The organism is Lysobacter sp. M2-1, from assembly GCF_022662495.1.
Taxonomy (GTDB): Bacteria; Pseudomonadota; Gammaproteobacteria; order Xanthomonadales; family Xanthomonadaceae; genus JAKPBU01.
Window position 1 is genome coordinate 104,586 of sequence record NZ_JAKPBU010000007.1, and the last position, 25,650, is coordinate 130,235.

General features: G+C 67.5%; 17 protein-coding genes. 6 read left to right on the forward strand and 11 right to left on the reverse strand.

Annotation, left to right across the window (positions count from 1 at the left end; genetic code table 11):
• Nucleotides 1-13 precede the first annotated feature (13 nt).
• The 3 genes from MC375_RS13560 to MC375_RS13570 all read right to left on the reverse strand — a co-directional run bounded on the left by MC375_RS13560 (nucleotide 14) and on the right by MC375_RS13570 (nucleotide 7,876).
• Nucleotides 14-3,118 carry an efflux RND transporter permease subunit gene (locus tag MC375_RS13560; protein ID WP_242103928.1) on the reverse strand — a complete coding sequence of 1,035 codons (3,105 nt, stop codon included), beginning with the start codon at nucleotides 3,116-3,118 and terminating at the stop codon, nucleotides 14-16.
• Nucleotide 3,119: 1 nt separating this feature from the next.
• A complete protein-coding gene (locus tag MC375_RS13565) occupies nucleotides 3,120-6,650 on the reverse strand; it encodes an efflux RND transporter permease subunit (RefSeq protein WP_242103929.1) in 3,531 nt (1,176 codons plus the stop codon).
• Nucleotides 6,651-6,796: 146 nt separating this feature from the next.
• Nucleotides 6,797-7,876 (reverse strand): efflux RND transporter periplasmic adaptor subunit, encoded by a 1,080-nt coding sequence (locus MC375_RS13570; RefSeq protein ID WP_242103930.1) that lies wholly within the window; start codon nucleotides 7,874-7,876, stop codon nucleotides 6,797-6,799.
• A 372-nt stretch (nucleotides 7,877-8,248) separates the two neighbouring features.
• Between MC375_RS13570 and MC375_RS13575 the strand changes: the two genes are divergently transcribed.
• A complete protein-coding gene (locus tag MC375_RS13575; RefSeq protein ID WP_242103931.1) occupies nucleotides 8,249-8,623 on the forward strand; it encodes a cytochrome c in 375 nt (124 codons plus the stop codon).
• Between the two features lie 8 nt (nucleotides 8,624-8,631).
• Complete coding sequence (locus MC375_RS13580; protein ID WP_242103932.1) at nucleotides 8,632-9,081, forward strand: cytochrome c; 450 nt, start codon at nucleotides 8,632-8,634, stop codon at nucleotides 9,079-9,081.
• 137 nt (nucleotides 9,082-9,218) lie between these two features.
• On the opposite strand, the gene MC375_RS13585 is transcribed toward MC375_RS13580, so the two are convergent.
• Together MC375_RS13585 and MC375_RS13590 are read right to left on the reverse strand one after the other, a co-directional pair.
• Nucleotides 9,219-10,865, reverse strand: a complete 1,647-nt coding sequence (locus tag MC375_RS13585; RefSeq protein ID WP_242103933.1) for a transmembrane repetitive protein — start codon at nucleotides 10,863-10,865, stop codon at nucleotides 9,219-9,221.
• 54 nt (nucleotides 10,866-10,919) lie between these two features.
• Nucleotides 10,920-11,516, reverse strand: a complete 597-nt coding sequence (locus MC375_RS13590) for an NfuA family Fe-S biogenesis protein (protein WP_242103934.1) — start codon at nucleotides 11,514-11,516, stop codon at nucleotides 10,920-10,922.
• Between the two features lie 100 nt (nucleotides 11,517-11,616).
• Here MC375_RS13590 and MC375_RS13595 point away from each other — a divergent pair, with 100 nt between their 5' ends.
• On the forward strand, nucleotides 11,617-11,958 hold the full coding sequence (locus MC375_RS13595; protein WP_242103935.1) for a 4a-hydroxytetrahydrobiopterin dehydratase: 342 nt from the start codon (nucleotides 11,617-11,619) through the stop codon (nucleotides 11,956-11,958).
• Between the two features lie 100 nt (nucleotides 11,959-12,058).
• Here the strand turns inward: MC375_RS13595 and MC375_RS13600 are convergent, their stop codons facing one another.
• Nucleotides 12,059-13,060 (reverse strand): RluA family pseudouridine synthase, encoded by a 1,002-nt coding sequence (locus tag MC375_RS13600; protein WP_242103936.1) that lies wholly within the window; start codon nucleotides 13,058-13,060, stop codon nucleotides 12,059-12,061.
• Nucleotides 13,061-13,536: 476 nt separating this feature from the next.
• Here MC375_RS13600 and MC375_RS13605 point away from each other — a divergent pair, with 476 nt between their 5' ends.
• Complete coding sequence (locus MC375_RS13605) at nucleotides 13,537-16,569, forward strand: Rne/Rng family ribonuclease (RefSeq protein WP_242103937.1); 3,033 nt, start codon at nucleotides 13,537-13,539, stop codon at nucleotides 16,567-16,569.
• Between the two features lie 59 nt (nucleotides 16,570-16,628).
• Here MC375_RS13605 and MC375_RS13610 read toward each other — a convergent pair whose 3' ends face one another.
• The gene (locus MC375_RS13610) at nucleotides 16,629-17,054 is read right to left on the reverse strand and encodes a hypothetical protein (protein ID WP_242103938.1); all 426 of its coding nucleotides are present in this window, start codon (nucleotides 17,052-17,054) and stop codon (nucleotides 16,629-16,631) included.
• Nucleotides 17,055-17,221: 167 nt separating this feature from the next.
• Between MC375_RS13610 and MC375_RS13615 the strand changes: the two genes are divergently transcribed.
• Entirely contained in the window at nucleotides 17,222-17,728 is a 507-nt protein-coding gene (locus MC375_RS13615) for a hypothetical protein (protein ID WP_242103939.1), read from the forward strand.
• Nucleotides 17,729-17,878: 150 nt separating this feature from the next.
• On the opposite strand, the gene MC375_RS13620 is transcribed toward MC375_RS13615, so the two are convergent.
• Together MC375_RS13620 and MC375_RS13625 are read right to left on the reverse strand one after the other, a co-directional pair.
• The gene (locus MC375_RS13620; RefSeq protein WP_242103940.1) at nucleotides 17,879-18,133 is read right to left on the reverse strand and encodes a hypothetical protein; all 255 of its coding nucleotides are present in this window, start codon (nucleotides 18,131-18,133) and stop codon (nucleotides 17,879-17,881) included.
• 108 nt (nucleotides 18,134-18,241) lie between these two features.
• Nucleotides 18,242-18,508, reverse strand: a complete 267-nt coding sequence (locus MC375_RS13625; protein WP_242103941.1) for a DksA/TraR family C4-type zinc finger protein — start codon at nucleotides 18,506-18,508, stop codon at nucleotides 18,242-18,244.
• A gap of 286 nt (nucleotides 18,509-18,794) precedes the next feature.
• Here MC375_RS13625 and MC375_RS13630 point away from each other — a divergent pair, with 286 nt between their 5' ends.
• A complete protein-coding gene (locus MC375_RS13630) occupies nucleotides 18,795-19,868 on the forward strand; it encodes a DUF1615 domain-containing protein (protein WP_242103942.1) in 1,074 nt (357 codons plus the stop codon).
• A gap of 49 nt (nucleotides 19,869-19,917) precedes the next feature.
• Here the strand turns inward: MC375_RS13630 and MC375_RS13635 are convergent, their stop codons facing one another.
• The gene (locus tag MC375_RS13635; protein WP_345779289.1) at nucleotides 19,918-20,766 is read right to left on the reverse strand and encodes a UdgX family uracil-DNA binding protein; all 849 of its coding nucleotides are present in this window, start codon (nucleotides 20,764-20,766) and stop codon (nucleotides 19,918-19,920) included.
• A gap of 48 nt (nucleotides 20,767-20,814) precedes the next feature.
• The gene (locus MC375_RS13640; RefSeq protein ID WP_242103944.1) at nucleotides 20,815-25,416 is read right to left on the reverse strand and encodes a DEAD/DEAH box helicase; all 4,602 of its coding nucleotides are present in this window, start codon (nucleotides 25,414-25,416) and stop codon (nucleotides 20,815-20,817) included.
• Nucleotides 25,417-25,650: the final 234 nt, after the last annotated feature.

Consider the following 25,650-nt stretch of genomic DNA (forward strand, 5'->3'; position numbering starts at 1 on the left):
TGCAAAAAGGCCATCAATCGACGCTGATCGCAGCCACCGCCGCGGGCAGCTGCTCGCCCCTGCGCAGCCGCGCCTTGCGCATGCCGCGCGCGGTCGCATTGCGCAGGTCGTCGAGCATCGCGTAGATCGTGGGCAGGAACAGCAGGCTGACCAGCGTGGAGAACGCCAGGCCGCCGGCGATGGCGCGCGCCATCGGGTAATACGCGGGCCCGTCGCCAGCCATCGCGGTATCGCCGATCGCGATCGGCACCATCGCCAGGATCGCCGTGCCCATAGTCATCAGGATCGGACGCAGGCGTTCCCGGCTGCCTTCCACCAGCGCGTCCGTGCGCGACAGGCCGCGCCGGCGCAGGTTGTTGATGTGCTCGATCATCACGATGCCGTTGTTCACCACCACACCCATCAGCACCAGGATGCCGATGAAAGCCATGATGTTGAACTCGGTGCTCGTGATCCAGAACAGCCAGAACACGCCGAACACCGAGAACAGCACGCCGGACATGATCGCCGACGGGAACAGCAGCGATTCGAACACCGCTGCCATCACCACATAGATCATCACCAGCGCGATCAGCAGGTTGAACATCATCTGCTTGTTGGCGTCGTCCTCGTCCTGGAAGCCACCACCCTCGAAGGTGAAGCCGTACCCGGCCGGGAAAGCCACGCCCTTGAGGGTTTCCTCCATCGCCTTGCGCGCATCGGGCATGGTCACCTTTTCGCCCAGGCTGGCCTGGATCGCCAGCGTGGTCTGGCGGTTGGCGCGCGACACCTGGGTGGCGGAGGGGCGCACCGCCACGTCCACCATCGCCAGCAGCGGCACCGAGCGGCCGTCGGGCGTACGCACCATGAACGATTCCAGGTCGCCGGTACCGTACTGCTCGGCGCCGGCGAAGCGCACCCACACCGGCACCTCGGTATCGTTGCTGCGGTACTCGCGCAGCGGCGCGCCGCGCAACGCGAGGCCGACGAACTGCGCCACCTGCTGCGCGCTGAATCCGAACGCAGCGGCCCGCTCGCGGTCGACCCGGACCGACAGCTCGCTGTTCTGGTCGCCGGTATCCACGCGCACGTCCCGCAGCTCCTTGCGCTTGGCCAGAATCGGCACGATGTCGCGCGCCAGCTCGGCCAACACCTGGGACGAATCGCCCGTGAGCTGTACCGACACGTTCTCGCCCGGTCCGCCACCCCCGCCGGGACCACCCTGGTTGCCGATGCCTATGTTGGCGCGCGCTGACTTGGGCAGCGCCTTGCGGATCGCTTCCACCAGTGGCTTGGTCGTGCTCGCATCCTTGGTGTCGAAGGTGATCTTGGTGCCGCCCCAACCTTCCTCGCTGAAATAGGAATAGATCTGGGTAATGTGGAACTTCTTGCGGTTTTCGTCGAGGAACCGCTCGACCTTGAGCACCTCGCCGGACATCTGCTCCTTGGTGTAGGCGCCCTTCCACTGATAGTACAGGTCGACCTCGCCGGCGTCGTCGCCGCCGAACATGTTCTTCTTGGTCAGCACCATCGGCGCGATGCTCACTGCCACGATCAGCAGGATGCCGGCCACGCTCCAGCCCCGGTGCTCGAGGGTCCAGCGCAACAGCCCCGCGTAACGCTTCTGCAATCGCGGGATCACGCCGGTGGTCGAATGCAGCGCGGGAGGCGTCTTCAGGCGCGCCGAGATCATCGGGATCAGGCTCACGGCCACCAGCCAGGACGCCAGCAGCGACACCGAGATCGTGATCGCGATCTGACCCAGGTAGATGCTCAGGAAGTTGCGCTCGCCGAACAGGTTGGGCAGGAATACGATGCAGTGGCACAGGGTGCCGGCCGACAGCGCGATCGCGACGTGCCGCGTCCCGATGATCGAAGCCAGGCGCGGCTGGTCGGGCATCTTCTCCCGTTCCTGGTAGATGCTCTCCACCACCACCACGGCGTTGTCCACGAGCATGCCGACGGCCAACAGCAGGCCCATCATCGACAGAATGTTCAGAGTGACGCCCATGAAGTACATGAAGCCCAGCGTCATCACGAAGCAGATCGGGATGGCCAGACTGACCATCGCCACCGAGGGCCAATGTCGCAGGAAGAACCACAGCACGATGATCGACAACACCAGGCCGATGCCGCCGGCCTCGGCCAGCTCGATCAGCGACGAGGTCACGCTTTCGCCCTGGTTCTCGATGATGATGACGCGGATATCGCTGAGCGCAGGATCCTTGCGGATTTCCTCGACTTCGGCCAGCGCATTGCGCGAAACGTCGACCAGGTTGGCGTTGCGCTCCTTGAAGATGTCCAGGCCGACGGCGGGACGCCCGTCGAGGCGGCGCCCATAGGTGAGGCGCGAAGGTTTCAGACGCACGTCAGCGATATCACCCAGCCGGGTGCCGCGGGTGTCGAGCACCAGATCACGCAGCTGCTGCAGATCGGTGACCTCGCCCACCGGCTGCACCCGCAGGCGGCGCCCGCCGTCCTCGATCTGGCCGGCAGATACCGAGAAGTTCACTGCCTGCAGGCGCGTGGTCAGGTCGTTGAGGTTGATGCCATGGGCGGTGAGCCGGTCGGGCTCGATCGCGATCTCGACCTCGTTCGGGGCGGCGCCGGTGACCTCCACCCGGGCGACGCCGGGAATGCGCTCGATCCGGCGCTTGAACTCGCGATCGATCATCGCGTACGCGCCGGTCAGGTCGGTCGCGCTGGCCAGACGCACGCGCAGCACCGGTTCGTCGGTGGTGCTGAACTTCATCACGTTGTAGCGCTGCAGGTCGTCGGGCAGGTCGTCGCGGATCGCGTCGATGCGTTCGCGCGCCTCGGATGCGGCGATCGCGACATCGCGCTCCCAGTCCGAGAACTGCAGGAAGATCTGGGCCCCTTCCGAATTGGCCTGCCCATCCATGCGCTTGATGCCGGTCATGGTGGAAATCGCCTCTTCCACCGGGCGCAGCACGGTGCGCTCGACTTCCTCCGGGGTGGAACCCGGATACGGCAGCTGCACGAAGAGGAAGGGCGGCGAGACCTCCGGGAACGCTTCCAGGGGCAACCGGATCGCCGCGATCAGCCCGATCACGAACAGCGACACGAACAACATCACCGTAGTGACCGGACGCTTGATGCTGAGTTCGGCGACGCTCACGTCAGCGCGCTCCTTCGGTCAGGCCATCGGCGTCGTCCAGCGGATCCTGGTCATGGGCCACGTGCTCGGCCACTTCACGCGCCTCGCGTCGCGCACGGCGTCCGCGTTCGCGGTAATAGGCATCCGCACGCCGATCGAGCAGGTCGTACACCACCGGAATCACCACCAGGGTCAGCAAGGTCGAAACCAGCAGGCCGCCGATCACCGTGATCGCCATCGGCGAACGCACTTCCGCGCCTTCGCCGAAGGCCAGCGCGAGCGGCAGGAACCCGAACAGCGTGCACAGCGTGGTCATCATGATCGGGCGCAGGCGCGAGCGTGCGCCTTCGACCAGCGCCTCACGCTTGGCCACGCCGGCCTCGCGCAGCTGGTTGACCTTGTCGATCAGGATGATCGCGTTCTTGACCACCAGCCCGACCAGCAGGATCAAGCCGATGAACACCACTACCGATACCGGCGAGCGGGTCAGGAACAGGGCAAGCACCGCGCCCACCAGGGCCAGCGGGATGGTGAACAGGATCACGAACGGGTGCAGCAGCGACTCGAACTGCGATGCCATCACCAGATAGACCATGAATATCGCCAGGCCGAACGCGAACATCAGCGAATTGATCGACTGCTGCAGCTCCTCGCCCTGGCCGCCGATATGCATGCGCACGTCGGCGCCCAGCGGCTGCTCGTCCACCATGTCCTGTAGTTCCTGCACCGCGCCGCCCAGGTCGATGCCGCGCAGGTTGGCCGAGACGATCGCCACTCGCACCTGGTCGGCACGATGGATCTCGCTTGGACCGGTGGTCGCAACGACATCGGCCACCGACTCCAGCGTGACCGGGCGACCGCTGCCCGGATTCACGATCAGCCGGCGGATGTCGTCGATCGAGGCACGATCGGTTTCGCGCGCGCGCACCAGCACGTCGATCTTGCGGTCGCGGAAGCTGTAGCGCGTGGCGACGTCGCCGCGCACCTTTTTCACCACCACGTCGGCGATCTGGCGCGTCGACAGGCCCAAAGCCCCGGCACGATCCTGGTCGAAGCGGATCTGGATCTCGGGGAAGCCCTCCTCCACGGTCGAGCTCACGTCCGCGTAGTGCGGGTTCTTGCGCAGCATCGCCGCGAGCTGCTGCCCGGCGCGCTCGATGCCCTCCAGGTCCTGGCCCTGCAGCTCGATTTCCAGCGGCGGCGAGAAACTGAACAGTTCGGGCCTTGCGAAGTCGACCTGCGCGCCGGGGTGGTTGCGCATGCTCGCGCGCAGCTTCTCGGTTTCGGCCGCTTCCAGTTCCTTGCTGCCGCCATCGGCCATCACCACGCTCAGCTTGCCGATGTTCTCTCCGCTTTCGGTTGGATTGGCGTCCAGCCGCGTGCCGGTACCGCTGACGCCGTAGAGCGCACGTATGCCCTCGTCCTTGCTGTGCGCAACCTGCAGGTCGCGCACCAGCGCATCGGTCTCGCGCAGCGGCGTGCCCGGCGGCAGCTTCACCGTCATTTCGAAGCGGTCCTGCGCCAGCTGCGGGATCAGATCCGCGCCGAGCATCGGCACCAGCATCAGGGCACCGAAGAACGCCGCCGCCGCCAGTACCAGGACCAGGGTCGGCCTGCGCAGGGCATTGGGCAGCAACCGCAGATAGCCGCGCTCGGCGCGATCGTAGGGGGCCATCGCCAGATCGCTGAACTTGCGCATCACCGGGCCGACAACGGCGCCGATGCCCCACCACAGCCTGACCACGAGCCAGGCCAGGCCGTAGAAGAACCCACGCAATGCGAACCCGATTCCGCGCTTGCCGACTGCGACTGACTTCTGCCACTTCGCGCGCGGCTGCCAGCGCGGATGCGGCGGTTCTTCAGCGAAACTTCCGGAAGGACGACCCCGCAGCGCGCTGAGCATCGGGATGAGCGTCATCGACACGATCAGCGACATGAAGATCGCCAGCGCCACCGTCAGCGCCTGGTCGCGGAACAGCTGCCCGGCAATGCCCTGCACGAACACCAGCGGCAGGAACACGGCGATCGTGGTCAGCGTGGACGCAACCACGGCCATGCTCACTTCGCGGGTACCGGCGATGGCGGCTTCGAGGATTCCGAGACCTCGTTCGCGCGCCTTGGCGATCGATTCCAGGACCACGATCGAGTCGTCCACCACCAAGCCCGTGGCTAACGCAAGGCCGCCCAGCGACATCACGTTGAGGCTCAGCCCGAACTGGCCCATGAAGAAGAAGGTGGCGATGATCGAGACCGGCAACGACAGGCCGATCACGAACGTGCTCCAGCCATCGCGCAGGAACAGGAAGATGATCAGCACCGCCAGGAAGCCGCCGATCACGGCGTCCATCTTGACGTCGCTGATGGCGTGACGGATGAACTGCGACTGGTCGTCGATCACCGTCAGTTCGATGTCCGCGGGCATCTGCTCCTTGAGCTGTTCGAGTCGCCTGGAGATGGCATCCGCGGTGGCGACGGTATTCGCATCGCCCTCCTTGTAGATGGCCAGCTCGACCGCTTCCCTGCCGCCCAGGCGGATGATTGCTTCGCGCTCCTTGAAACCCTGGCGCACGTCGGCGACGTCCTTCAGACGCACCGGCATGCCGCCGGCAATCGTCGTCGAATTGCTCGAACTGCTCTGCGCACGCGCGGCCGCGGCCATCGCAGCCGCGTCGCCCGAGGCGGCGGCAACGCGCGCCATTTCCTCGGCTGCGCTCGCAGCGCCGCCGCCACCCGCACTCTGGGTGGTCACCAGCATCTCGCGCATCTCCTCGACGCTGGCGAACTGGTTGACCGTGCGCACCAGGTAGCGCTGGGTGCCTTCCTCCAGCCGCCCACCGGAGATGTTGACGTTCTCCTGCTGCAGTCGCTGGATGACGGTGTCGATCGGGAGGTTGAGCTGGGCCAGCTTCTGCTGGTCGATGTCGACCTGGACCTCGTCTTCGAGACCGCCGCCGACCTTTACCGCAGCCACGCCGTCGACCGGCTCGAGCTTCTTCTTCAGATCGTCGTCGGCATAGCGGCGCAATTCGGTCAGACGGCGGATGCTGTCATCATCCCCACCCTTCGCCGCGAGCACCAGGCGCATGATCGGCTCGGTGCTGGGATTGAAGCGCAGCAGCACGGGAGGCTCGGCCTCGAGTGGCAGCTGCACGATCTCCATCTTGTCGCGGACCTCGAGGCTGGCCTGGTCCATGTCGGTGCCCCAGGCGAACTCGAGCACCACGTCGCTCTGTCCGGTGCGCGAAACCGACTTCAGCTTGCGCAGGCCCTTGACCACGCCCACGGCCTCTTCCACCGGTTCGCTGATCAGGGTTTCGATCTCGGCCGGTGCGGCGCCGGCGTATTCGGTCCGCACGGTGAGCGTCGGGTAGCTCAGGTCCGGCAGCAGATTGACCTTCAGCTCGCTCAGCGCGATCAGGCCGAACATCACGAAGGTGAGGGTCACCATCGCCACGGTCACCCGGCGACGGGTCGAGAACTCGACCAGGCTGAAACCGGCGCCAGATCCGGGCACCGGCGGATGGGAGGACTTGTGCTCGGAACCTGTGTTCATGCGCCAGTGCGACCTGTGTGGTGATCGGTGCTCCGCGGATTCGCGCGGCTCGACGTGTATGTGGCTGTTGCGATTCGGGGTTGGCGCTCGCGATCCGGGGCGCTACGCCCCGGCCGCGCAGGAACTATCGGCTGCGGCCTCTTGGGCTACTGCTTTTTGGTGGTGGCCGGTGCCGCCGCGGTCCTCGTCTCGGGCTGACCCAGTACCTGCACCGCGCTGCCATCGCGCAATGCGACCTTGCCCGCGGTGACCACCGGCTCACCGAGCTTCAGACCCGAGCGCAGTTCAGCCCAGGCGCCATCGACGTAACCGAGTTTCACCGGCACCCGCACCGCCTTGCCGGCGCGCACGGTGAACACGGCCGGATCGCCCTCGCCTTCCAGCAGCGCAACCCGCGGGATGACGATCGCATCCGCGCGCTGGTCATAGTCGATGCGCACGCGCCCGAACATGCCGGGCTGGAGCAGTCCGCCACCGGCGAAGGCGGCGATCACGCGGAACGTGCCACTGCCCGAGTCCACCACAGGCGCGACGCGATCGACGACGCCCTCGAACTTCCGGCCGGGGATGGCATCGACCTGCATCGACACCGGCTGGCCCGGCTTGAGGGTCGCCAGTTCGCGCTCGGGCACGTTGAGCGTGGCTTCCAGACGCGAGTTATCGACGATGCGGAAGATCGGGGTGTTGATCTGGACGAAGTTGCCGGTCTTGATCGAGCGCGAGGCGATCACGCCGGAGATCGGCGCGACCACGTTGGCATAGGACAGTTCCAGGTTCGCCAGGCGGTTGACGGCCCGCGCGTTCTCCAGGTCGTACTTGAGCTGGTCCAAATCGTTCGCACTGATCAGCTGCTGCTTGGACAACTGGGTCGAGCGCGCGTAGTTGGCTTCCAGCTTGCGCATCTGCGCCGCGCTCTGCGCGGCCTGCAGGCGTGCGCGGTCGGGATCGAGCCGGACCAGCACCTGGCCGGCACGCACCATCTGGCCTTCCTCCACCAGCACCGCAAGGGCGACGCCGGAGGTCTTGGCGACCACCTGGGATTCGGCGCGGGCTTCCAGCGGCGCGGTCCCGGAATAGCTCGCGGCGATCGGGCGACGTGCCACCGCGACCACTTCCACCGGTACCGCCTCGGGCCCCTTGTCTTCCTTGTCCTTGGCCTGGGCCTCGCCTCCCTTCTTGCATCCGGCGAGGACGGCGATCAGGGCCAGCAGCAGTGCCGCCGACATGGCAGGAAGCCCGGCTCGCGAGGGACGCGAGGCGGCAGAATGGTTCGACACGGACATGATCGCTAGCCCCAATGGTGTTGTAGCAAGGTATATCACCCAAAGGCTCGATGACATCCGCCTTAAGTCATGGTGCGGAAAGTCACGCTCGAACCCGATGCTCCAAGGGATGCGCGAGGCCGCACGGCGGTTGCATCCCAGCGCCAACGATGGCGATTGCGGGCGAACTTGCGGTTTTCCGATCGTATGCCGCACCGTCCGGACAGACCGTGAACGATTTGGACGCGCCGGCTATACTGTCCGGATTGCGCGACGCAGGGGTTCGCGGCGCAGCGACAGCCAGTTTTCCAGCCATCAGGATTGCGGAACCACGACATGACGCGACCGTTGCCGATCGCCGCCTGCCTTGCGCTTGCCTGCGTACTAGCCCCGACCGCCCTAGCGCAGACCCCAGCCCCGGCAAGCCAGCCCGCGGCGCCGGTGCAGGGCGCACTCCAGGGCGACGCGGCCCGTGGCAAGGCCCTTACCTACACCTGCCAGGGATGCCACGGCGTCACCGGCTACAAGAACGCGTACCCGAACTACCACGTGCCGCGGATCGGCGGGCAGTCCGAGCAGTACCTGTTCAACGCGCTGGGCGAGTACCGCAGGGGCACGCGCAAGCACCCCACCATGCAGGCGCAGTCGCAGAGCTTTTCCGAGCAGGACATCGCCGATATCGCCGCCTATCTGTCGGGCCTGAAGCCGTGAGCCCTGCCATGACCACGACCATGACCCGGACCCGCATCCTCCTCACCGCCTCCCTGCTTGCGCTCGCCCTGGCCGCGTGTTCGTCGGGCGATACGCCCGCCGAGCATTCCGCCGCCGACCGTGCGGAGGGACACACCTCGTCGTCCGCAGGCTTGCCCCCCGGACACATCGACGCGGGCGAAAAACAGGCCAACACCAGGGGCAAGGCCACCGGCCAGTCCTGCATCGACTGCCATGGCAAGGACGGCAACGCGCCGATCGACGCGACCTATCCCAAGCTGGGCGGCCAGTACCACGACTACATCGCGCACTCGCTGCAGATGTACCGCGATGGCGACCGCGAGCACGCGCTGATGTCGCAGCAGGCCAAGGACCTGAGCGACCAGCAGATCGCCGACCTGGCCGCCTATTTCGGCTCGCGTCCGAGCCAGCTGCGCGACCTGCACGGCACGAACTGAGAGCGGATCGTCGCGTCGGGTAGAAGAAAAAGGGGCCGCGAGGCCCCTTTTCCATGGCGGATCGCCGCTCGAAGCACGCCGACGTGGATTCCGGTGAGCGGGCGCCAGGAACACCGGCCGCCGGGGATAGCGCCAGGTTACGGCTGCTTGAGCGCGTCCTGGTCTTCCTGGAGTTCGGGCTTGAACGGGATGTCCGGCGGCGGTCGGGCGATGGCTTCCTGATCCTGCAGGTTCGGGTCGCTGATCCCGCATCCCCCGCCCAGCTGCAGCAGGGAGATGGTGCAGTTGATCTTCTTCGAGGTTCCCGGGATCGGGATCGCCATGCTCTTGATGCCGCGCCGCACCCACTCTTCCAGCAGCGTGCCGCTGGGAATCCAGTACTGGTCGAAGCGGGTCGGCTCGTAGCCGATCGGTGGACGCTTGGACCAGGTGCCGTAGCGATCGAGCTGGTCCCGCGTCCAGTTGTCGCTACCCGGGGGGAAGCCGCCGCCGGGCGCCGCAGTACCCGGTGGCAGCTTCGGGCTGCCGTCGGCATTGAACAGGCCCGACTGCGTCCCGGCGTTGCCACCAGGCCGATTGCGATCGGATTCGCCCCAGTCGTCCCCACGCTGCGGCGTGGGCCAGGCACCCGGCGGTGCGATCGGGCTGGCCCCGCGTCCGGCCGTGGCTGCCGCGGGCCGATTGCCGCTGCTCGCGGCGGGCCGACCGCTCGGTGTGGATGCGCTGGACGAGGGCGAAGTCCCGGACGGCGACGGGGTCGCCGCAGGTGCGGTGCCGGTGGCCGGCTGGGGCGTGCGTTGCTGGCCGCTGGAAGACGCCAGGGGGATGTCCCGTGCGCGGACCTGCTGCGCCGGCGCGTCGATGCGTGGGGCCGGCTGCGTCTGTTCGGCCACCTGGGGGATGGCTTGCGGGCGGGGCAGCAACGGCACATCGCGCGTACGTACCTCCACCTGGGCCGGCTGTACCTGTGGCACCTCCACGGGTCTTTCGGCGACCTGTGGCCTGATCGCAGGCGGGGTTGGCGTCTCGACAACCTGCACCTCGCGCTCGATCGCCTGCAAGGTGGGGCGTTCGAGTTGCGGCGTGGTCACCTGCAGCTCGGGCGGCGTGGTGGGCGGTACGACGAAATCGGAATCGGGTACGGGCGTCTCGGTCACCACGAGCGGCTGCTGCGCCTGCGCTTCGGACGGCGGCTGTGGAGTTGGTTCCGTGGGCGGTGCCGCCGGAGCGGCCGGCGCCGGTTCGGAGGCAGCATCCGGGCGTGCGGCTGCCGCGGCCTCGGGCAGTTCGATGATCGTTTCGGCCGCAGGCGCGCCGCCTCCGGTTTCCTCGGGTGTGCCTTCGCCAATGTATTCCACCTGCACGACATCCTCGCCGGGCGGCGGGGGCATGCCCATGAAACGCACATAGGCGATCCACAACAGCAGGATCGCCAGCACCAGATGCACCAGCAAGGTGACGACCACGGCGACGATGCGATCGCGCGCGGTTTCCGGCTCCGATGCATGCCACTGCTGACGCCAGAGCGCGCCGAACGCCTGCCAGCGGTTGAGGTCGGCACTGCGCGGGGCCGGCATCGCCAGCTCGCGCCGCAGGAAAATCGCGACGATGGCCTCGGCGGTTGCGCCGGTGACCGCGCCGGCGCGTTCGCGCATGGACGCGAACCATGCTTTCCAGCCGGGTGGGAACTCGCCCGGCGGAGTTTCTTCGGCCTGGTTGCGGAACCACAGGCGTTTGCGGCCCCGCGCGAGCAGCGCCTCGATCAGTTCGTGGGACGAATACATGCCGCGCCGCCTTCAGCCGTCAGGACGCGCGGTGCGCATCTTGCGGCGGTGCGCTCAAGCGGCGTGGTCCCGCGCGATGTACGGCGCGGCGCCGCTGTCGTGATCGGTCGCGTCGCGAACCGCGGTCACGCCCTCCACCTTCTCCATCAGGGTTTTTTCGATGCCCTGTTTCAGGGTGACATCAGCCATGCCACAGCCATGGCAGCCGCCGCCGAAACGCAGGACCACCACGCCTTCGGCGGTGACTTCCTGCACGGCCACGTTGCCGCGGTGCTGCGCCAGCTGCGGATTGATCTCGTGCTCCACCACCCAGCGCACGCGCTCCACCAGCGAGGCCGATTCCGAAGGCACTTCGCCCTTGATCTTCGGCGCGCGTATCTGCAGCTGGCCGCCGGTCGTCTTGTGTTCGTAATCGATCAGCGCGCCATCGAGGAACGGTGCGCTTGCGGCGTCGAGCCAGAGGGTGAAGCCTTCGCAGTCGATCGCCCATTCATCGCCCTGCAGGTCGGCGCTTTCTGCGAATTCAAGACGCACGTCGGCATGCGCGGTGCCCGGGTTCACTGCGGCCAGCTTGACGCCAAGACCGGCGATCTCCTCGCGCTCGATCAGCTTGCGGAAGTGGGTCTGCGCGGATTCGGTAATCTGGATCATGGGCGTATTCTATCGGCCTGACTCATCCGTCCGCCCATGGCTGCACGCAGGGCGTTCCAGCCGCCATCCGGCGTTCATGCTCCAGCGGGAGGAGCCCGTGATGACCGATCTTATCCCCCTGGCCCAGGCCCATTGCATTCCCCGCAAGGGCAGCGAGCACCGGCTGGGCGAAGCCCGGATCCGCGAACTCATGCCTGAATTGCCCGGCTGGGAAATCGCCGAGAACGGCCATGCGCTGTCCAGGACCTTCGCGTTCAAGGACTATTACCGGACCATGTCCTTCGTCAACGCGCTGGCGCACATGGCCAACCGCGAAGACCACCATCCCGACCTCGGCGTGCATTACGACCGCGTCGTGGTGCGTTATTCGACCCACGACGTGGGCGGATTGAGCGAGAACGACTTCATTTGTGCGGCGAAGGCCGACGCGCTGGCCTCCTGATTCCGATTACCCCAACCGGCAAGATGCGCGCGGCGCCACTCGTGTCGCGTGCGCGAGGCCAACGATCCGGCGCCCCTCTGGCGTGCAACCCGCAACGCCGTCAGGCCAGCCGATCCAGCACATCCATCAGTTCCGGTGCCAGCGGCGCATTGAGCACGTAAGGCGTCCTGCCCGCGTCGAGAGCGAACTCCAACGACGCGGCATGCAGGAACAGTCGCCGCAGGCCCGCCTGCTCCCGCAGCCGCCGGTTGACCTCCGGCTCGCCGTATTTGTCGTCGCCCGCCACCGGATGGCCGATGTGCTGGGCATGCACGCGGATCTGGTGGGTGCGGCCGGTCTCGATCCGCACTTCGCAATAGCTGTGCCCACCGCGCCGCTCCAGGACCCGAAAGTGGCTGAGCGACGGTTTGCCGCCTGCGCCGCTTCTATCCGATACGACCTGCACGTGCCGCTCGCCACCCTGGCGCAGCCCGACGTGCAGCGGCGCGTCCACCGACATCACCCCGTCCGGCATCCGGCCGACCAGCAGCGCGAGATAGCGCTTGCTGATGCCCGGCTTCCCATCGGCAGGGTCTTCCCGCATCAGGGCCTGCAATTCGAGCAGCGCCGAGCGCTTCTTCGCCACCACCATCAGGCCCGATGTGTCCCGGTCGAGTCGGTGCACCAGCTCCAGTGTTTCGTCCGGGCGCAATGCCCGCAGGGTCTCGATCACCCCGAAGCCGATGCCGCTGCCGCCGTGGCTGGCCACTCCTGAGGGCTTGCTGATCGCCAGCAGGCGCGCGTCTTCGAACACGATGCTGGCCGCCATCGCCTCCAGCAGCCCCGGCGCCGGCCGACCCTTGTCGCCGGCCTCGCTGAGACGAACCGGGGGAATCCGGATCTCGTCCCCAGTCTCGAGCCGGCGCTCGGCCTTGGCCCGGCCGCCGTTGACCCGGACCTGGCCGCTGCGCACCACCTTGTAAATCAATGACCTGGGCGCTCCCTTGAGCTCGCCCAGGAGGAAGTTGTCGAGACGCTGCCCGGCGCGGTCCTCCGGCACGCGCACCAGGCGCACGCCGGCACCGGCGGGCCTGTCCGTGGTCTTGGAATCTGAACGGGTCATCGTGGGCCTTGGTCTGTTACACTCAGCCCGCGAGATAAAGGTTTGATTTCGCTAGGGAGTTGTCGCCGTTCGACAGCGTTGCTGTCCGCCGGCATGGGCCGAAAACCCCGCTCCCGCGAATTCCGATGCAGTGCGCGGCCACCGCCCCAGGGGCGGACATGTTAGCGGCTGATCGGCAAACCCGGCCATCGCCAGGCTCTGCTTCCGGATGGAATGCAGGATGCCTGCGCAAGAACATGTCCCGCGCGATGCCGCGGCCTGGTCCTGACGGGCGACCCAACCCGCCCAGTGACCGGCCAAAAGCGCCGCCGGCCCAGTAACACACCAGAAGAATGAAGCGCTCCCGCGGCATGCCGTGGTGTTGCAGCGCTGGAAACATCGGGCTGCCGCTGCGCCTTGCGCGGCCGGCCGCCGGTTGCAGGTCCAGACGAAACGCCTCGGCGTTCCGCGTGCTGAAGCGCGCGAGGAACGCAACAATGAAACGCATGCTGATCAATGCCACGCAGGCAGAAGAACTGCGCGTGGCGATCGTCGACGGCCAGACGCTCTACGACATCGATATCGAGCAGCCGTCCAAGGAACAGAAGAAGTCCAACATCTACAAGGGCCGCATCACCCGGCTCGAGCCTTCGCTGGAAGCCGCCTTCGTCGAGTACGGCGCCGAGCGCCACGGCTTCCTGCCGCTGAAGGAAATTTCCCGCGATTACTTCCAGTCCGGCGTCGACCCCAACAAGGGTTCGCTCAAGGAACTGCTGCGCGAAGGCCAGGAAGTCGTCGTCCAGGTCGACAAGGAGGAGCGCGGCAACAAGGGCGCCGCGCTGACCACCTTCATCTCGCTGGCCGGCCGCTACATGGTGCTGATGCCGAACTCGCCCACGGCCGGCGGCGTCTCGCGCCGGATCGAGGGCGACGATCGCGCCGAGCTGAAGAAGGCGATGGATGCGCTGACCATTCCCGACGACATGGGTGTGATCATCCGCACCGCCGGCGTGGGCCGCGACGCGGAAGAACTGCAGTGGGACCTGGACTATCTGCTCAGCATCTGGCGGGCGGTGGCCGAGGCTGCGCTGAGCAAGCCCTCCCCGTTCCTGATCTACCAGGAGTCGCGCCTGATCATCCGCGCCCTGCGCGATTACATGCGTGCCGACATCGGCGAAATCCTGGTGGACACGCCGGAGATGTACGAGGAAGCGAAGGAATTCGTGCAGCAGGTCATGCCGCACAACCTGCGCAAACTCAAGCATTACACCGACGACACCCCGCTGTTCAACCGCTTCCAGATCGAGTCCCAGATCGAGAATGCCTACGAGCGCACGGTGCGCCTGCCCTCCGGCGGCGCCCTGGTGATCGACCAGACCGAGGCGCTGACCGCGATCGACGTGAACTCAGCGCGCGCCACCAAGGGCGGTGACATCGAAGAAACCGCGTTCAACACCAACCTGGAAGCGGCCGAGGAAGTCGCGCGCCAGATGCGGCTGCGCGACCTGGGCGGCCTGGTGGTGATCGACTTCATCGACATGTCGTCGAACAAGCATCAGCGCGACGTCGAGAACAAGCTGCAGAACGCGCTCAAGTACGACCGCGCCCGCGTGCAGCTGGGCCGGATCTCCCGCTTCGGCCTGATGGAAATGTCGCGCCAGCGCCTGCGTCCGAGCCTGGGCGAATCCAGCCAGCTGGTCTGCCCCACCTGCGAAGGCCATGGCCGCATGCGCAGCGTGGAATCGCTGTCGCTGTCGATCATCCGCGTCGCCGAGGAGCACGCGATGAAGGACAACACCGGCCAGGTGCTGGTGCAGGCGCCGGTGGAGATCGCCAACTACCTGCTCAACGAGAAGCGCCGCGCATTGGCCGAGATCGAGCAGCGCCACGAGGCTCCAATCGTGATCGTCGCCGACGAGCAGCTGCAAACTCCGCACTACGAGGTCACGCGTCTGCGTGAGAACGAACTGGGCGAGGAATCGTCCAGGCCCAGCTATCAGCGCGGGACCCCGCGCAAGCTGAGCACCATCGCCCTGACCAAGGCCAATCTCAACGTGCCGCCGCCGGCCGCGGTGCGCAACGTCAAGCCGGCGCAGCCCGCTCCGATCCGCGAACCGCGTCCGGAACCGGTGGCCGTGTCGGCGCCCGCGCCAGCGCCGGTCGCGGCGGCACCTGCCAGCGGTGGCCTCGTTGGCTGGCTGAAGTCGATGTTCGGCGGTACTTCCGCTACGGCCGCGGCCGCACCGGCGACCCGCCAGAGCGACGAGAACGCACGCCAGAAGCGGGAAGGCCGCGATGGCCAGCGCCGCGAGCGCGACGGGCGCGGCAGCCGCCCGGGTCGCGACCAATCACGCCGCGACGAGCGGCGTGCACAGGCACCGGCGCAGCCGCAACCGCAGCCGGCGCAGCAGCCCAAGCAGGACAAGGCGCAAAAGCAGAAGCAACCCAGGCAGGCAGGCCCACAGAAGCAGGCCAAGCCGCAGACCCAGGAAGCCAGACCGGTCGAACCGGGCCAGCTGCGCGCGGCGGAAGATGCTGCGCGCAAGGACATCGCGTCGGTGCCCGCAGAGCCCGGCGCTGCCGTGAGCGTGCCCGCCCCTACCCCGACCACCAGCCCAGTCCGTCAGGAAGCCCCATCCGCCAACGTGCGGACCGCGGCCGCCGACGCGTCCGAGGTCGCGTCCACGACCGTGGGCACCGATGCCCACGATGACGAAAGCCAGGCCGGCGCCGAAGGCAGCGGACGTCGCAGGCGCGGACGCCGCGGTGGCCGTCGCCGTCGCAAGGGAGGCGAGGCCATGGCCACGGGCGCTGCCGCCGACGCCATCGAGGCGCTGCAGGACGACGCTGCGGACGGTCACACGTTGGCGGCCAGCGACTCGCAGCCGGAGTTCGATTTCGAGGACGTTCCCGCGCCGGTGAGGCTGATCGATTCCAGGCAGGGCGCGCTCGAGATCGTGGGTGGCGATGCGCCACGGGCACAGGACCCGCAGGCAACGCGCCTGATCGACACGCAAACAGCGGCGTTGCAGGTCGTCGCGCCGGAGCGCGAGCAGCATTCGCGACGACCCGACCAAACCGACCAGATGCAGGCACCGGGCGCCGACCTGACTGCGCCTCAACTCGCCGACACGCAGTACCCTGCCGCGCCGCAGATCGGGTCCCGGCCTCCCGCGGACGAGCAGACCGAACCTGCCGGGATCGATGCCTCCGAGCAAATCGATGCGCTGGTGGCTGCCGAAACCGACGTTGCGCCCTCGCCCGTCGATCCGATCGAACCTGCGCCCAGCGACAACGTGGTTTTGGTGGATCCGGTACTCCCCTCCGCTGACGAGACCGTGACCCCCGAACAGACGTCGGCCGCATCGGGCGCGATGGAAAATGTAGAAACCGAGGTCGCTGTTCCGGGTCTGTTCGATCCGCTACCCGCGGCGCCCGCGAACATCGCCGATCCGGCGGAGGCCGCGGCCAACGCGGTCACCCGGGAGTCCGAAGACGGCAAGGCCGCAGCCGGCGAACGCGGGGCCTGATTGACGAGGCAACGCGGGGCGCGGTGACCAGTACCGCGCCCCGCCATCGCAGCCAAGGCTCATCGGCAGCGCGCGAAGCGATCCGGTGATGCCCCCGGGCCACCACGCCAGCCGGGCGGATTTTCCCAGTTCGTGCCCCGGCCACCGCGTGGCCCGGGCGGATTGTCGTCCGCATCCAGCCAGCAGCGCGCGACCTGATTCCAGAACCCGTACGCGGGGTGCCAGTAGCCGTATGCGGGGCTGTAGTAGTACCCGGCGGACACGCGGTCGAAGCGGACGCGATGTCCCTGGTGGCGCCAATAGCGATAGTCCGGCGATGCACCGGGGCCGCCCCGCCAACCGGGCGGATTCTCCCAGTTGGTGCCGGCACCGCCACGCGGGCCCGGCGGGTTGTTGTCGCGGTCACGATGCGCCGCTACTGCATCGGTACTTCCGGTGGCGACCAACGCCGCCAGGATGGCAGTCATCAACCAGGATTTCGTCATGTCGGCTCTCCTTTGGCGCACAACGCGCCCCAGGAACAACCGCGCGCGGCTGGTTTCGTTGACGGCGGATGGACCGGTGTTCCGGACCGGGTCAGGAAGCGTCGTCGGCAGACAGGCGTGACGGCTGCGGTTATCCTGCCTGCAACCGCCTGGACGCGACCGTACGCATGCGATGGGATGCCTTCACCGTACTCGAGCAGGTACTGATCCTGCTGACGATTTCCAGCCAGCTGTGGATCGCGATCAAGGTCATCATGGCCTCCAGCGGCGCCGAACAATACGTTCGTGTGATGTCATTCTGCTCGGGCTTGTTGCTGTTCCTGCTGAGCCGGCCGCTTGGCGTCACCTTCGCGGACCTGATGCTGCGAGCGCGCGTCCAGGACAATCTGCTGAGCCTGGCTCTCATTGGCGGTTTGATGCCCTTCCTGATCGGCGTGGCGGTTTCCGAAGCCACGATCCTGGCGATGCGCATCGGCAATCCGGTCTGGGTACGCACGATGCTGATCGTGGCGGCGTTCACCGCATCGCAGGCGGCTTACACCAACTACATCGCGCTCACCACGCATGTCACCAGCCTGGATCGCGCCTTCATCCCCAACCTGTGTTACGCGATCGCGGTAGGCATCTGGTTGACGTTCCGCTATCGCGACGCGGTTCCGGCCAGGCGCGCGTGAGTCTTCACGGCCATGGATGCAGTTGTCGGCCGGCGACGCGCTGACCCTAGGACCGATACGGATATCGGGCAGATCGTGCCGGCGGCGACGGGCGAACTCGTGCGCGACCGTGCGCGCGCCGCGCAGGGTCATGGCCACCCATACTGAAGATCAAGAGGATCGATCCGGCGACGCAGGCGGCTGCCGCGGGTTGAACTCACCGCCACGCGCCCAGTCGATGCCCAAATCCCCGAGCATCGTGTCCGCGCGTTCGATCACGTACAGCGCATCGTCGGGATCCTCGGCCTGTGCGGAAAGCCGGGCGACCTGCGCCTCGAACCTGGGCTGGAAATCCGCGCCTGCGCACAGGGTCGGCAGGTCGCGCTCGAGTGCCTTGAGAGCGCTGGACAGCTGGGCGTGGTTCATGCCGTAAATATGCGGGCGCGCCTGTTACGAAGGCGTTGCGCCCGCACGAATTCAGGAACCGGCGTGGCGGCGGCGCCTGAAGCATTCATGCGCCGATCCGGCAACGCCTCAGCGGAGCTGGCTGTCCTTGCTGCCGCGCCGGTTGTAACCGCTGAAGCCCGCCTCCTCGGCATCGTGCGCTTCCTGGCATGGCACGCACAGGCGTACGCCCGGGATCGCCTTGCGCCGCGCCTCGGGAATGAGGGTGTCGCATTGCTCGCAGCGTTCCAGGCCGGGTCCGCTGGGCAGCTGGCTGCGCGCACGCTGGATCGCGTCCTTGATGGTCGCGTCGATCTGGTCCTGTACCGCGCCGTCGCCGGCCCAACCGGTGGCCATCGCGAGTCTCCCGTTGCTGGAATTTTCGAACCTTAGCGCAGGCCGGATGAATAGTTCTTCGATACGGTCGGGCCGGCACTGACGCCACGTCAAAACCTCGTCTGGCGCGCGGTTCGTGCCAAGGTAGGATGCCGGCATCGGGCGCAGGCGGAATGGGATTGCAGATGATGGTGGAGTATCTCCCCGGGCAGATCGCACGCAGATTGGTAACGCATTGACCGTTCCCTTCAGCAACGAAAATCCCAGGCATGGCCTCCGCACAGTCGGCCGCTGCGGCCTGCTTCTGATGCTCGCTCTGTTCGCGGCGTGTTCGGCACAGCGCCCGGTACGCGCGCCGCCACGGGCACCCGCCGAGGTACGCGCGCAGCTGGCGCAGCTGATTCCCGCAAGCGTGAGCGACCGCCAGGGCTGGGCCGCGGACATCCAATCGGCTTTCCAGCTGCTCGATATTCCGCCGAGCACCGAAAATCTGTGTGCGGCACTGGCGGTGACGGAACAGGAATCGACCTATCGTGCCGATCCCGTGGTTCCGGGACTGGGGCGCATCGCGCGCGCGGAAATCGGCCGGCGGGCGGCACAGAAGAAGGTTCCGCGATTCGTGGTGAGCGCCGCGCTGAAACTGAAATCTGCCGATGGACGCAGCTTCGGCGAACGCCTCGAGCGCGTGCGCACCGAGAGGGAGCTGAGCGGCCTGTACGAGGAGATGATCGCGAAGCTGCCGCTGGGCAGGCGCCTGCTGGGCGCCAGCAACCCGGTACGCACCGGCGGCCCGATGCAGGTCAGCATCGACTTCGCCCAGCGCCATGCGCGCGAACACGGCTATCCCTACGCCGGCGGTGACTCGATCCGGCATGAGGTGTTCACGCGCCGTGGCGGCCTGTACTTTGGGATCGCCCATCTGCTCGGTTATCCGACCAGTTACGATCGCCACATCCATCGTTTCGCGGACTTCAACGCCGGCTGGTATGCCAGCCGCAACGCGGCGTTCCAGGCCGCAGTGACCGAGGCCAGCGGCGTGGCGCTAGCGCTGGACGGCGACATCGTGCTCGAAGGCGGCCGGGTCGGTGCCACCGAAGCTGCAGTGCGCTCCCTGGCGCCGCAGCTCGACATGAGCCACGAGGCGATCCACAGGCAACTGCTCGCAGGCGATCGACTGGAGTTCGAACGGACCGAGCTCTATCGGCGTGTGTTTGCGCTGGCCGAGCAGCGGGCCGGTCGCGCGTTGCCGCGTGCGGTGATCCCGCGGATCACCCTGCAAAGCCCAAAGATCACGCGCGAGCTGACCACCGAATGGTTCGCCACCCGGGTGCAGACGCGCTACCAGCGCTGCATGAACAGGGCGTTCGCCAGCCGGACCTGATCACACCGGCTATGGCGATGACAACAGCATCGCCCGCCATGGCCACTGATCAGCTCCGCGACTCGACCAGCAGTTCCAGGTCGGCGACGAAGTCGCGGTAGGCCTGCTCCCGTCCAGCCGAATCGCGTTGGCGCAACACCCACGACGGATGCACGGTCGCGAAGCCACGCGCACCTCCCGGCAGTTCCTGCCATGTCCCACGCTCGCGCATCAGGCCGAACCCCGAGCCGAACACAGCCTTGGCGGCGATCGCGCCCAGGCAAACGACGATATCGGGCTTGATCCGACTCAGCTCGCCTTCCAGCCAGGCATGGCATGCGCGCACATGTGCCGACGCGGGGCTGCGATGCAGGCGGAACTTGCCGCGCATCTCGAAGCGGAAATGCTTGACCGCGTTGGTAACGTACATCGCAGACCGATCCAGGCCGAGCTCGGCGATCGCCTTATCGAACAGCTTGCCGGCGGAACCGACGAACGGCCGCCCCTGCAGGTCCTCCTCGTTGCCCGGCTGTTCCCCCACTACCAGCACCCGCGCCCTGGCCGGACCTTCGCCGAACACGGTCTGGGTCGCGTCCTTCCACAGCTCGCAGTTGCGGCAACCCTTCGCGGCGGAGCGCAGCGCGGCCAGACTGTTGCCTGTGGTCATCGGTGCTTTCACCGTTGTCCGGACACGCGACTCCGTGTTCGCGGGCTTGCGCTTGGCCATCGTCTGATTCCTCGTACTCGGCGCGTAGAAGACCAGGTGCGCGCCGGACGAAATGATGATTCCCTGCGATAGTGAGAATCGGCTCGGCTTGAGCCCTGTGCAGAGTATCGACGCCATCGCGTGGCCAGCGCGTCGACGGGGCGTAACGGTACCCGCGTGCTCGCCAAAAAGGCGGGGAATCCCCGGTTGCATCTACGAGGCCATGCTACGGCCTGGGTCATGCGGCAAGTGCTTGCAAGCTCAATCCGAGAAAGCTGCGCCAGCAGCTGTGAGCGGCATGTCCGCATCGAAATCGCCTTCGCCGAAAGCTTGCAGTCGATGCGACGACTCGCCCCGCAGCAGCCGCCGCGCCTCGGCCTGCTCGTCGGGCGTGAGGCCCTGGTCCACGAATTCGATATTGCCGGCGACCAGGGTGGCGGCCACCAGCCCGTCGCGCAGCAGCAGGCGGGCGCCGGGCAGGCGCGGCACCTTCTCGCCTGGCAACAGCGTGCCGGCGAGGTTGAGCGGGTCGGCCGCCGACACGCGGACGAACGCGCCATCGCGCGCGCGCCTGCGCACCTGGCGCATCAGGGCGATGGCTTCCGGCAGTGCGAACTGTTCGCCGGACAGCCCCGCGATGAAACGCCCGCCGCGTATCTCGCCGCGCGCCTCGAGCCGGTGCAGGACCCGCACCAGTTCGCGCCACGGCGGCAGCCAGGCGGCCTCGCGCTCGAGCAACCGCCAGCAGACCACGCCGTAGCGGCGCAGCAGGGTGCGTGCGACGTGTTCGGCGGTGCCCGTGGCCACCACGCGCGAAGGTTCTGCCGCCACCGGGACGGCGGCCCAGCGCCCGGCGTCCTGCAGCCCGAACAGCGAGGCGCGACGGCCACGTCGACCGCTGGTGCGCCTGGACGCCGGGATCAACAGCGCACGCAGCCCGGCGAAGCTGTCGCAGTGGATGCGTCCACGGGCGACCAGTTCCGCCAGTGCATCTTCCAGTTCTGCCTGCAGCAGACGGGCGCCGTCGACCAGGTCGTCGAAGAACGAGGCGCCATGCGAGCCCAGGTGATCGAGCACGCGCTGCGCCCGCGACGACAGCGGCGCGGCATCGCTCCCGGAAGTCAGCGATGTCCAATGGCCCGCATGGCGGCGCGGCAGCAGGACGATGGGCGTGGTGCGGACCGAAGCTGGCGCACGCGCGGCTTCGGCGTCCACGGAAGCGGCGCGTAGGCGCGTCCAGAGCGTGCGGCCTGCCGTGCACTGATCGTCGAGCCAGGCGATGGAGTAATCGCTTACGCGTGCGGGGAGGAGTTCGCCCTCCCACGCTGCTGCCGGGGCTTCATAGCCTTCCAGCTGGGCGAGTACGCCCGCCAGCGCCTCCGGGCCGCTGACCTGCGTGCCTTTGGACACTTTCTGCCAGTCGCACAGGAAGCGCATGAACTCGCGCGGTTCGACCGGTTCGATCTCCTTCCGCAACTTCGCCAGCGTGTAGCGATGGATGCGCGCGAGCAGGTGACGTTCGCACCACTCGATCTCGGCCGCCGCATTGTTGGTGGTGAAACGGCCCTGCATCGCCACGCCTTCGCCTTCCAGCTGCAGCAGCGCGACGTCGATCTCGGCGCGCGGCACCGGCAGGGCCTGCGCAAGCGCAGTGACCGTGGCCGGCCCCAGACCCCCGAGTCGCGCGCGGATGAGTTCGGTCACCGACGATTCGCGCGTGTGCCCGCTGGCGTCCCACCCCGGTGGTGGCTCGATCGGCGGCGACAGCGGCGCATCCGGAAACACCGCGCGCAGCTGCGGCAGGCGTTCGGCGCAGGTCCACAGGCCGCCCGCCTCGCCGCCGACGCGGGTGGCGCGCTGGTCCCTGGCCAGCGCCATCAGCCAGTCGTTCCACGAAGCGTTGGCATCGGCTTCCACCGCGGTGACAAAACCCAGCGCCTGCAGCGCTTCGTGCATTTCGTCCACGCTACGCGGCGTGGGCCAGGCCTGTTCTCGCACCGCCTCGATCGCGGCTGGATCCAGGCGACCCAGGTCGCTGGCTTCCTGCGGATCGGTATAGCGACGCGACTGCACCGCCTGGGTGCGGCGCTCCTCCAGCGGCGCATCGTCGAGGAAGGCGTAGGGCTTGGCGTTGATCGCCTCCATGGCCAGCGGCGAAGGTGCGGTGAGATCGCGCGCGATGACTTCGATCTCCCCCGACTCCATGCCGCGCAGGACTTCCAGCCAGCCGGCGGCGTCCATGGCTTCGTAGAGACAGTCGTTCATGGTCTGCGCGACCAGCGGGTGGTCGGGGATCTGGCGCTCCCCGACGATGTTCTCCAGGCAGGCGACCTGGTCGGGAAACACGCTGGCCAGCAGATCCTCGGACTTCATCCGCTGCAGCTGTGCGGGCACCTTCTTGCCGCCCTGGAAGCGTGGCAGCGCCAGCGCGGTGGTGGCGTTCCAGCGCCAGCGCACCCCGAACAGCGGCGCGTCCAGCAGCGCCTGGATCAGCACGTCCAGCGCCGAGGACGAATGCAGATAGCTGGCGACTTCGATCAGCGGAAAGCTGTGGCTGGTGGAGAGCGACAGTACGATCGCGTCTTCGGTGGCCGCCGCCTGCAGCTCGAAATTGAACTTGCGGCAGAAGCGTTTGCGCAGCGCCAGGCCCCAGGCGCGGTTGACGCGGCTGCCGAATGGCGAATGGATGACCAGCTGGGTGCCGCCGGACTCGTCGAAGAAGCGCTCGAGCACGATGCGTTTGTGGGTAGGCAGCGCGCCCAGCGCGGCCTGGGTCGCGGCGATGTAATCGTGCAGCTGCTGGGCAGCGTCGTACGGGAGCCCCAGCGCGCCCGTGAGCCAGGCCATTGCGCTGTCGCGGGCCACGGGCGGCGGCGACTCGGCAAGCGCGGGCCCGGCATCGGTGGAGGGAGCGCCCTCGCCTGTCGGTGCCCCTTCCTCCAACGCCACCGCGGGGAACTGGTTTCGGGCCAGGCGTTGGGTCACTTCCTCACGCAGCCGCGACACGCCGAACGAGAGTTCATCGGTGCGCCCGGGCGCCTCTCCGAGCCAGAACGGAATCGTCGGCGGCGCACCCTGGGCATCCTCCACGCGCACCCGGCCCGGCTCGATGCGCAACACCCGGTAGCTGGTATTGCCGAGCTGGAAGATGTCGCCGGCCATGCTCTCGATGGCGAAATCCTCGTTCACGTTGCCGATCGTGACCGCCTCGGGTTCAAGCACCACCGTGTAGTCGCCGGTATCGGGGATGGTGCCGCCCGACATCACCGCGGTCATGCGCCCGCCCTGACGGCCACGCAGCTTGCGGTTGACCGCATCGCGGTGCACCAGGCCGGCACGCACGCCGCGACGGCTCGCGTAGCCTTCGGCGATCATGCGCACCACCGCGTCGAAGTCCGTGCGCGACAGGTCGCGATACGGCCATGCGCGCCGCAACCAGTCGTAGAGTGCGTCTTCGTCCCATTCCTGGGAGGACACCTCGGCCACGATCTGCTGGGCGAGCACGTCCAGCGGCGCGGTCAGGATGCGCAGCGCATCGAGTTCGCCGCGCCGCACGCAATCCAGCAGCGCCGCGCATTCGGCCAAGTCGTCGCGCGATGCTGGGAACAGACGCGCCTTCGGAATGCCTCCGACGTGATGCCCGGCGCGGCCGGCGCGCTGCAGGAACGCGGCAATGGCGCGCGGCGAACCGAGCTGGCAGACCAGGTCGATGTCGCCGATGTCGATGCCCAGCTCCAGCGACGACGTGGCGACCAGCAATTTCAGCTCGCCACGCTTGAGGCGCTGCTCGGCATCCAGGCGCAGCTCCTTGGCGAGGCTGCCGTGATGGGCCGCGACATGCTCCTTGCCCAGCAGTTCGCCGAGATGGCGCGCGGCGCGTTCGGCCATGCGCCGGGTGTTGACGAAGACGAGGGTCGTGCGGTGCGCGCCGGCGAGTTCCGCGATCTGCCTGTAGACCTCTTCCCACTGCTCGTTGCTCATCACCACCGACAGCGGGGTCGACGGCAATGCCAGGGCCAGGTCGCGCTGCCGGGTATAGCCGATGTCGACGATTTCACAGCCGGGCACCGATCCCTGTGGGGGCGGCCTCGGCCGTGAATGCCGTTCGCCGTCGTGGTCCAGAAAAGAGCAATCGCGGCCCAGGCCGCTCCCACAATCCGGCTCAGGCCGCCTGTCGACCAGATTCCCTGCACCGATCAGGAACCGCGCCACCTCCTCGATCGGCTTCTGCGTCGCTGAAACCCCGATCCGGGTCAGCGGGCGTCCACACAACGCCTCCAGACGTTCCAGCGACAGCGACAGGTGGCTGCCGCGTTTGTCGTCGGCCACGGCATGGATTTCGTCAACGATGACGGTGCGGGCGGGTGCCAGCATGGCGCGTCCGGACTCGGAGCCCAGCAGGACGTAGAGCGACTCGGGAGTGGTCACCAGGATGTGCGGCGGTTGCCGGCGCAGCGCGGCGCGTTCGGATTGCGGGGTGTCGCCGGTGCGCACCGCGGTGCGGATCTCGACATCCGGCAGGCCCATCCGCGACAGCTGCTCGCGGATGCCCTGCAACGGCAGTTCCAGGTTGACGTGGATGTCGTTCGACAGCGCCTTGAGCGGCGAGACATAGACGATGCGCACCGCGTCCTGCAGCTGTCCGGCCAGACCATCGCGCACCAGCCCATCGATGCCCGCCAGGAACGCGGTGAGGGTTTTGCCCGAACCGGTCGGCGCGGACACCAGCACGTGGCGCCCGGAGCGGATCGCCGGCCAGGCGAGCGCCTGCGCCTGGGTCGGCCTCGGAAAGGTTTCCGCGAACCAGGCAGCGACCGCCGGGTGGAATCCATCCAGCGGCGGCGGATAGTGCGTGCGCTGCATCGCGGAATTATCCCAGCCCGCGGCGGCGGCTGGGTGAACTGCGTCCTGGAACACCAAACGGAATTGACCCTGCATCGACGCAGGTTGCGCGCACCCGATCTCAGATCATGCGACGCAGCCCGGCTACGAGCGCCGTCCGTCGGAGCTAACGCCAGCTTTACCCGCGCGGATTCCCGTCTGCGGAAGCCAAGGCGGTGGCCCAGGCTTCCTCGATGCGGGTCCAGAGCTGCTCTT

Excerpts from the sequence above, each read along its gene's own strand:
- MC375_RS13640 (WP_242103944.1), bottom strand. The coding sequence starts at position 25,416 with ATGCAGCGCACGCACTATCCGCCGCCGCTGGATGGATTCCACCCGGCG.
- MC375_RS13595 (WP_242103935.1), top strand. The coding sequence starts at position 11,617 with ATGACCGATCTTATCCCCCTGGCCCAGGCCCATTGCATTCCCCGCAAG.
- MC375_RS13625 (WP_242103941.1), bottom strand. The coding sequence starts at position 18,508 with ATGGCCACCGGTTGGGCCGGCGACGGCGCGGTACAGGACCAGATCGAC.
- MC375_RS13620 (WP_242103940.1), bottom strand. The coding sequence starts at position 18,133 with ATGAACCACGCCCAGCTGTCCAGCGCTCTCAAGGCACTCGAGCGCGAC.
- MC375_RS13575 (WP_242103931.1), top strand. The coding sequence starts at position 8,249 with ATGACGCGACCGTTGCCGATCGCCGCCTGCCTTGCGCTTGCCTGCGTA.
- MC375_RS13605 (WP_242103937.1), top strand. The coding sequence starts at position 13,537 with ATGAAACGCATGCTGATCAATGCCACGCAGGCAGAAGAACTGCGCGTG.
- MC375_RS13590 (WP_242103934.1), bottom strand. The coding sequence starts at position 11,516 with ATGATCCAGATTACCGAATCCGCGCAGACCCACTTCCGCAAGCTGATC.
- MC375_RS13635 (WP_345779289.1), bottom strand. The coding sequence starts at position 20,766 with ATGCAACCGGGGATTCCCCGCCTTTTTGGCGAGCACGCGGGTACCGTT.
- MC375_RS13565 (WP_242103929.1), bottom strand. The coding sequence starts at position 6,650 with ATGAACACAGGTTCCGAGCACAAGTCCTCCCATCCGCCGGTGCCCGGA.
- MC375_RS13570 (WP_242103930.1), bottom strand. The coding sequence starts at position 7,876 with ATGTCGGCGGCACTGCTGCTGGCCCTGATCGCCGTCCTCGCCGGATGC.
- MC375_RS13600 (WP_242103936.1), bottom strand. The coding sequence starts at position 13,060 with ATGACCCGTTCAGATTCCAAGACCACGGACAGGCCCGCCGGTGCCGGC.
- MC375_RS13580 (WP_242103932.1), top strand. The coding sequence starts at position 8,632 with ATGACCACGACCATGACCCGGACCCGCATCCTCCTCACCGCCTCCCTG.
- MC375_RS13585 (WP_242103933.1), bottom strand. The coding sequence starts at position 10,865 with ATGTATTCGTCCCACGAACTGATCGAGGCGCTGCTCGCGCGGGGCCGC.
- MC375_RS13630 (WP_242103942.1), top strand. The coding sequence starts at position 18,795 with ATGCTCGCTCTGTTCGCGGCGTGTTCGGCACAGCGCCCGGTACGCGCG.
- MC375_RS13610 (WP_242103938.1), bottom strand. The coding sequence starts at position 17,054 with ATGACGAAATCCTGGTTGATGACTGCCATCCTGGCGGCGTTGGTCGCC.
- MC375_RS13615 (WP_242103939.1), top strand. The coding sequence starts at position 17,222 with ATGCGATGGGATGCCTTCACCGTACTCGAGCAGGTACTGATCCTGCTG.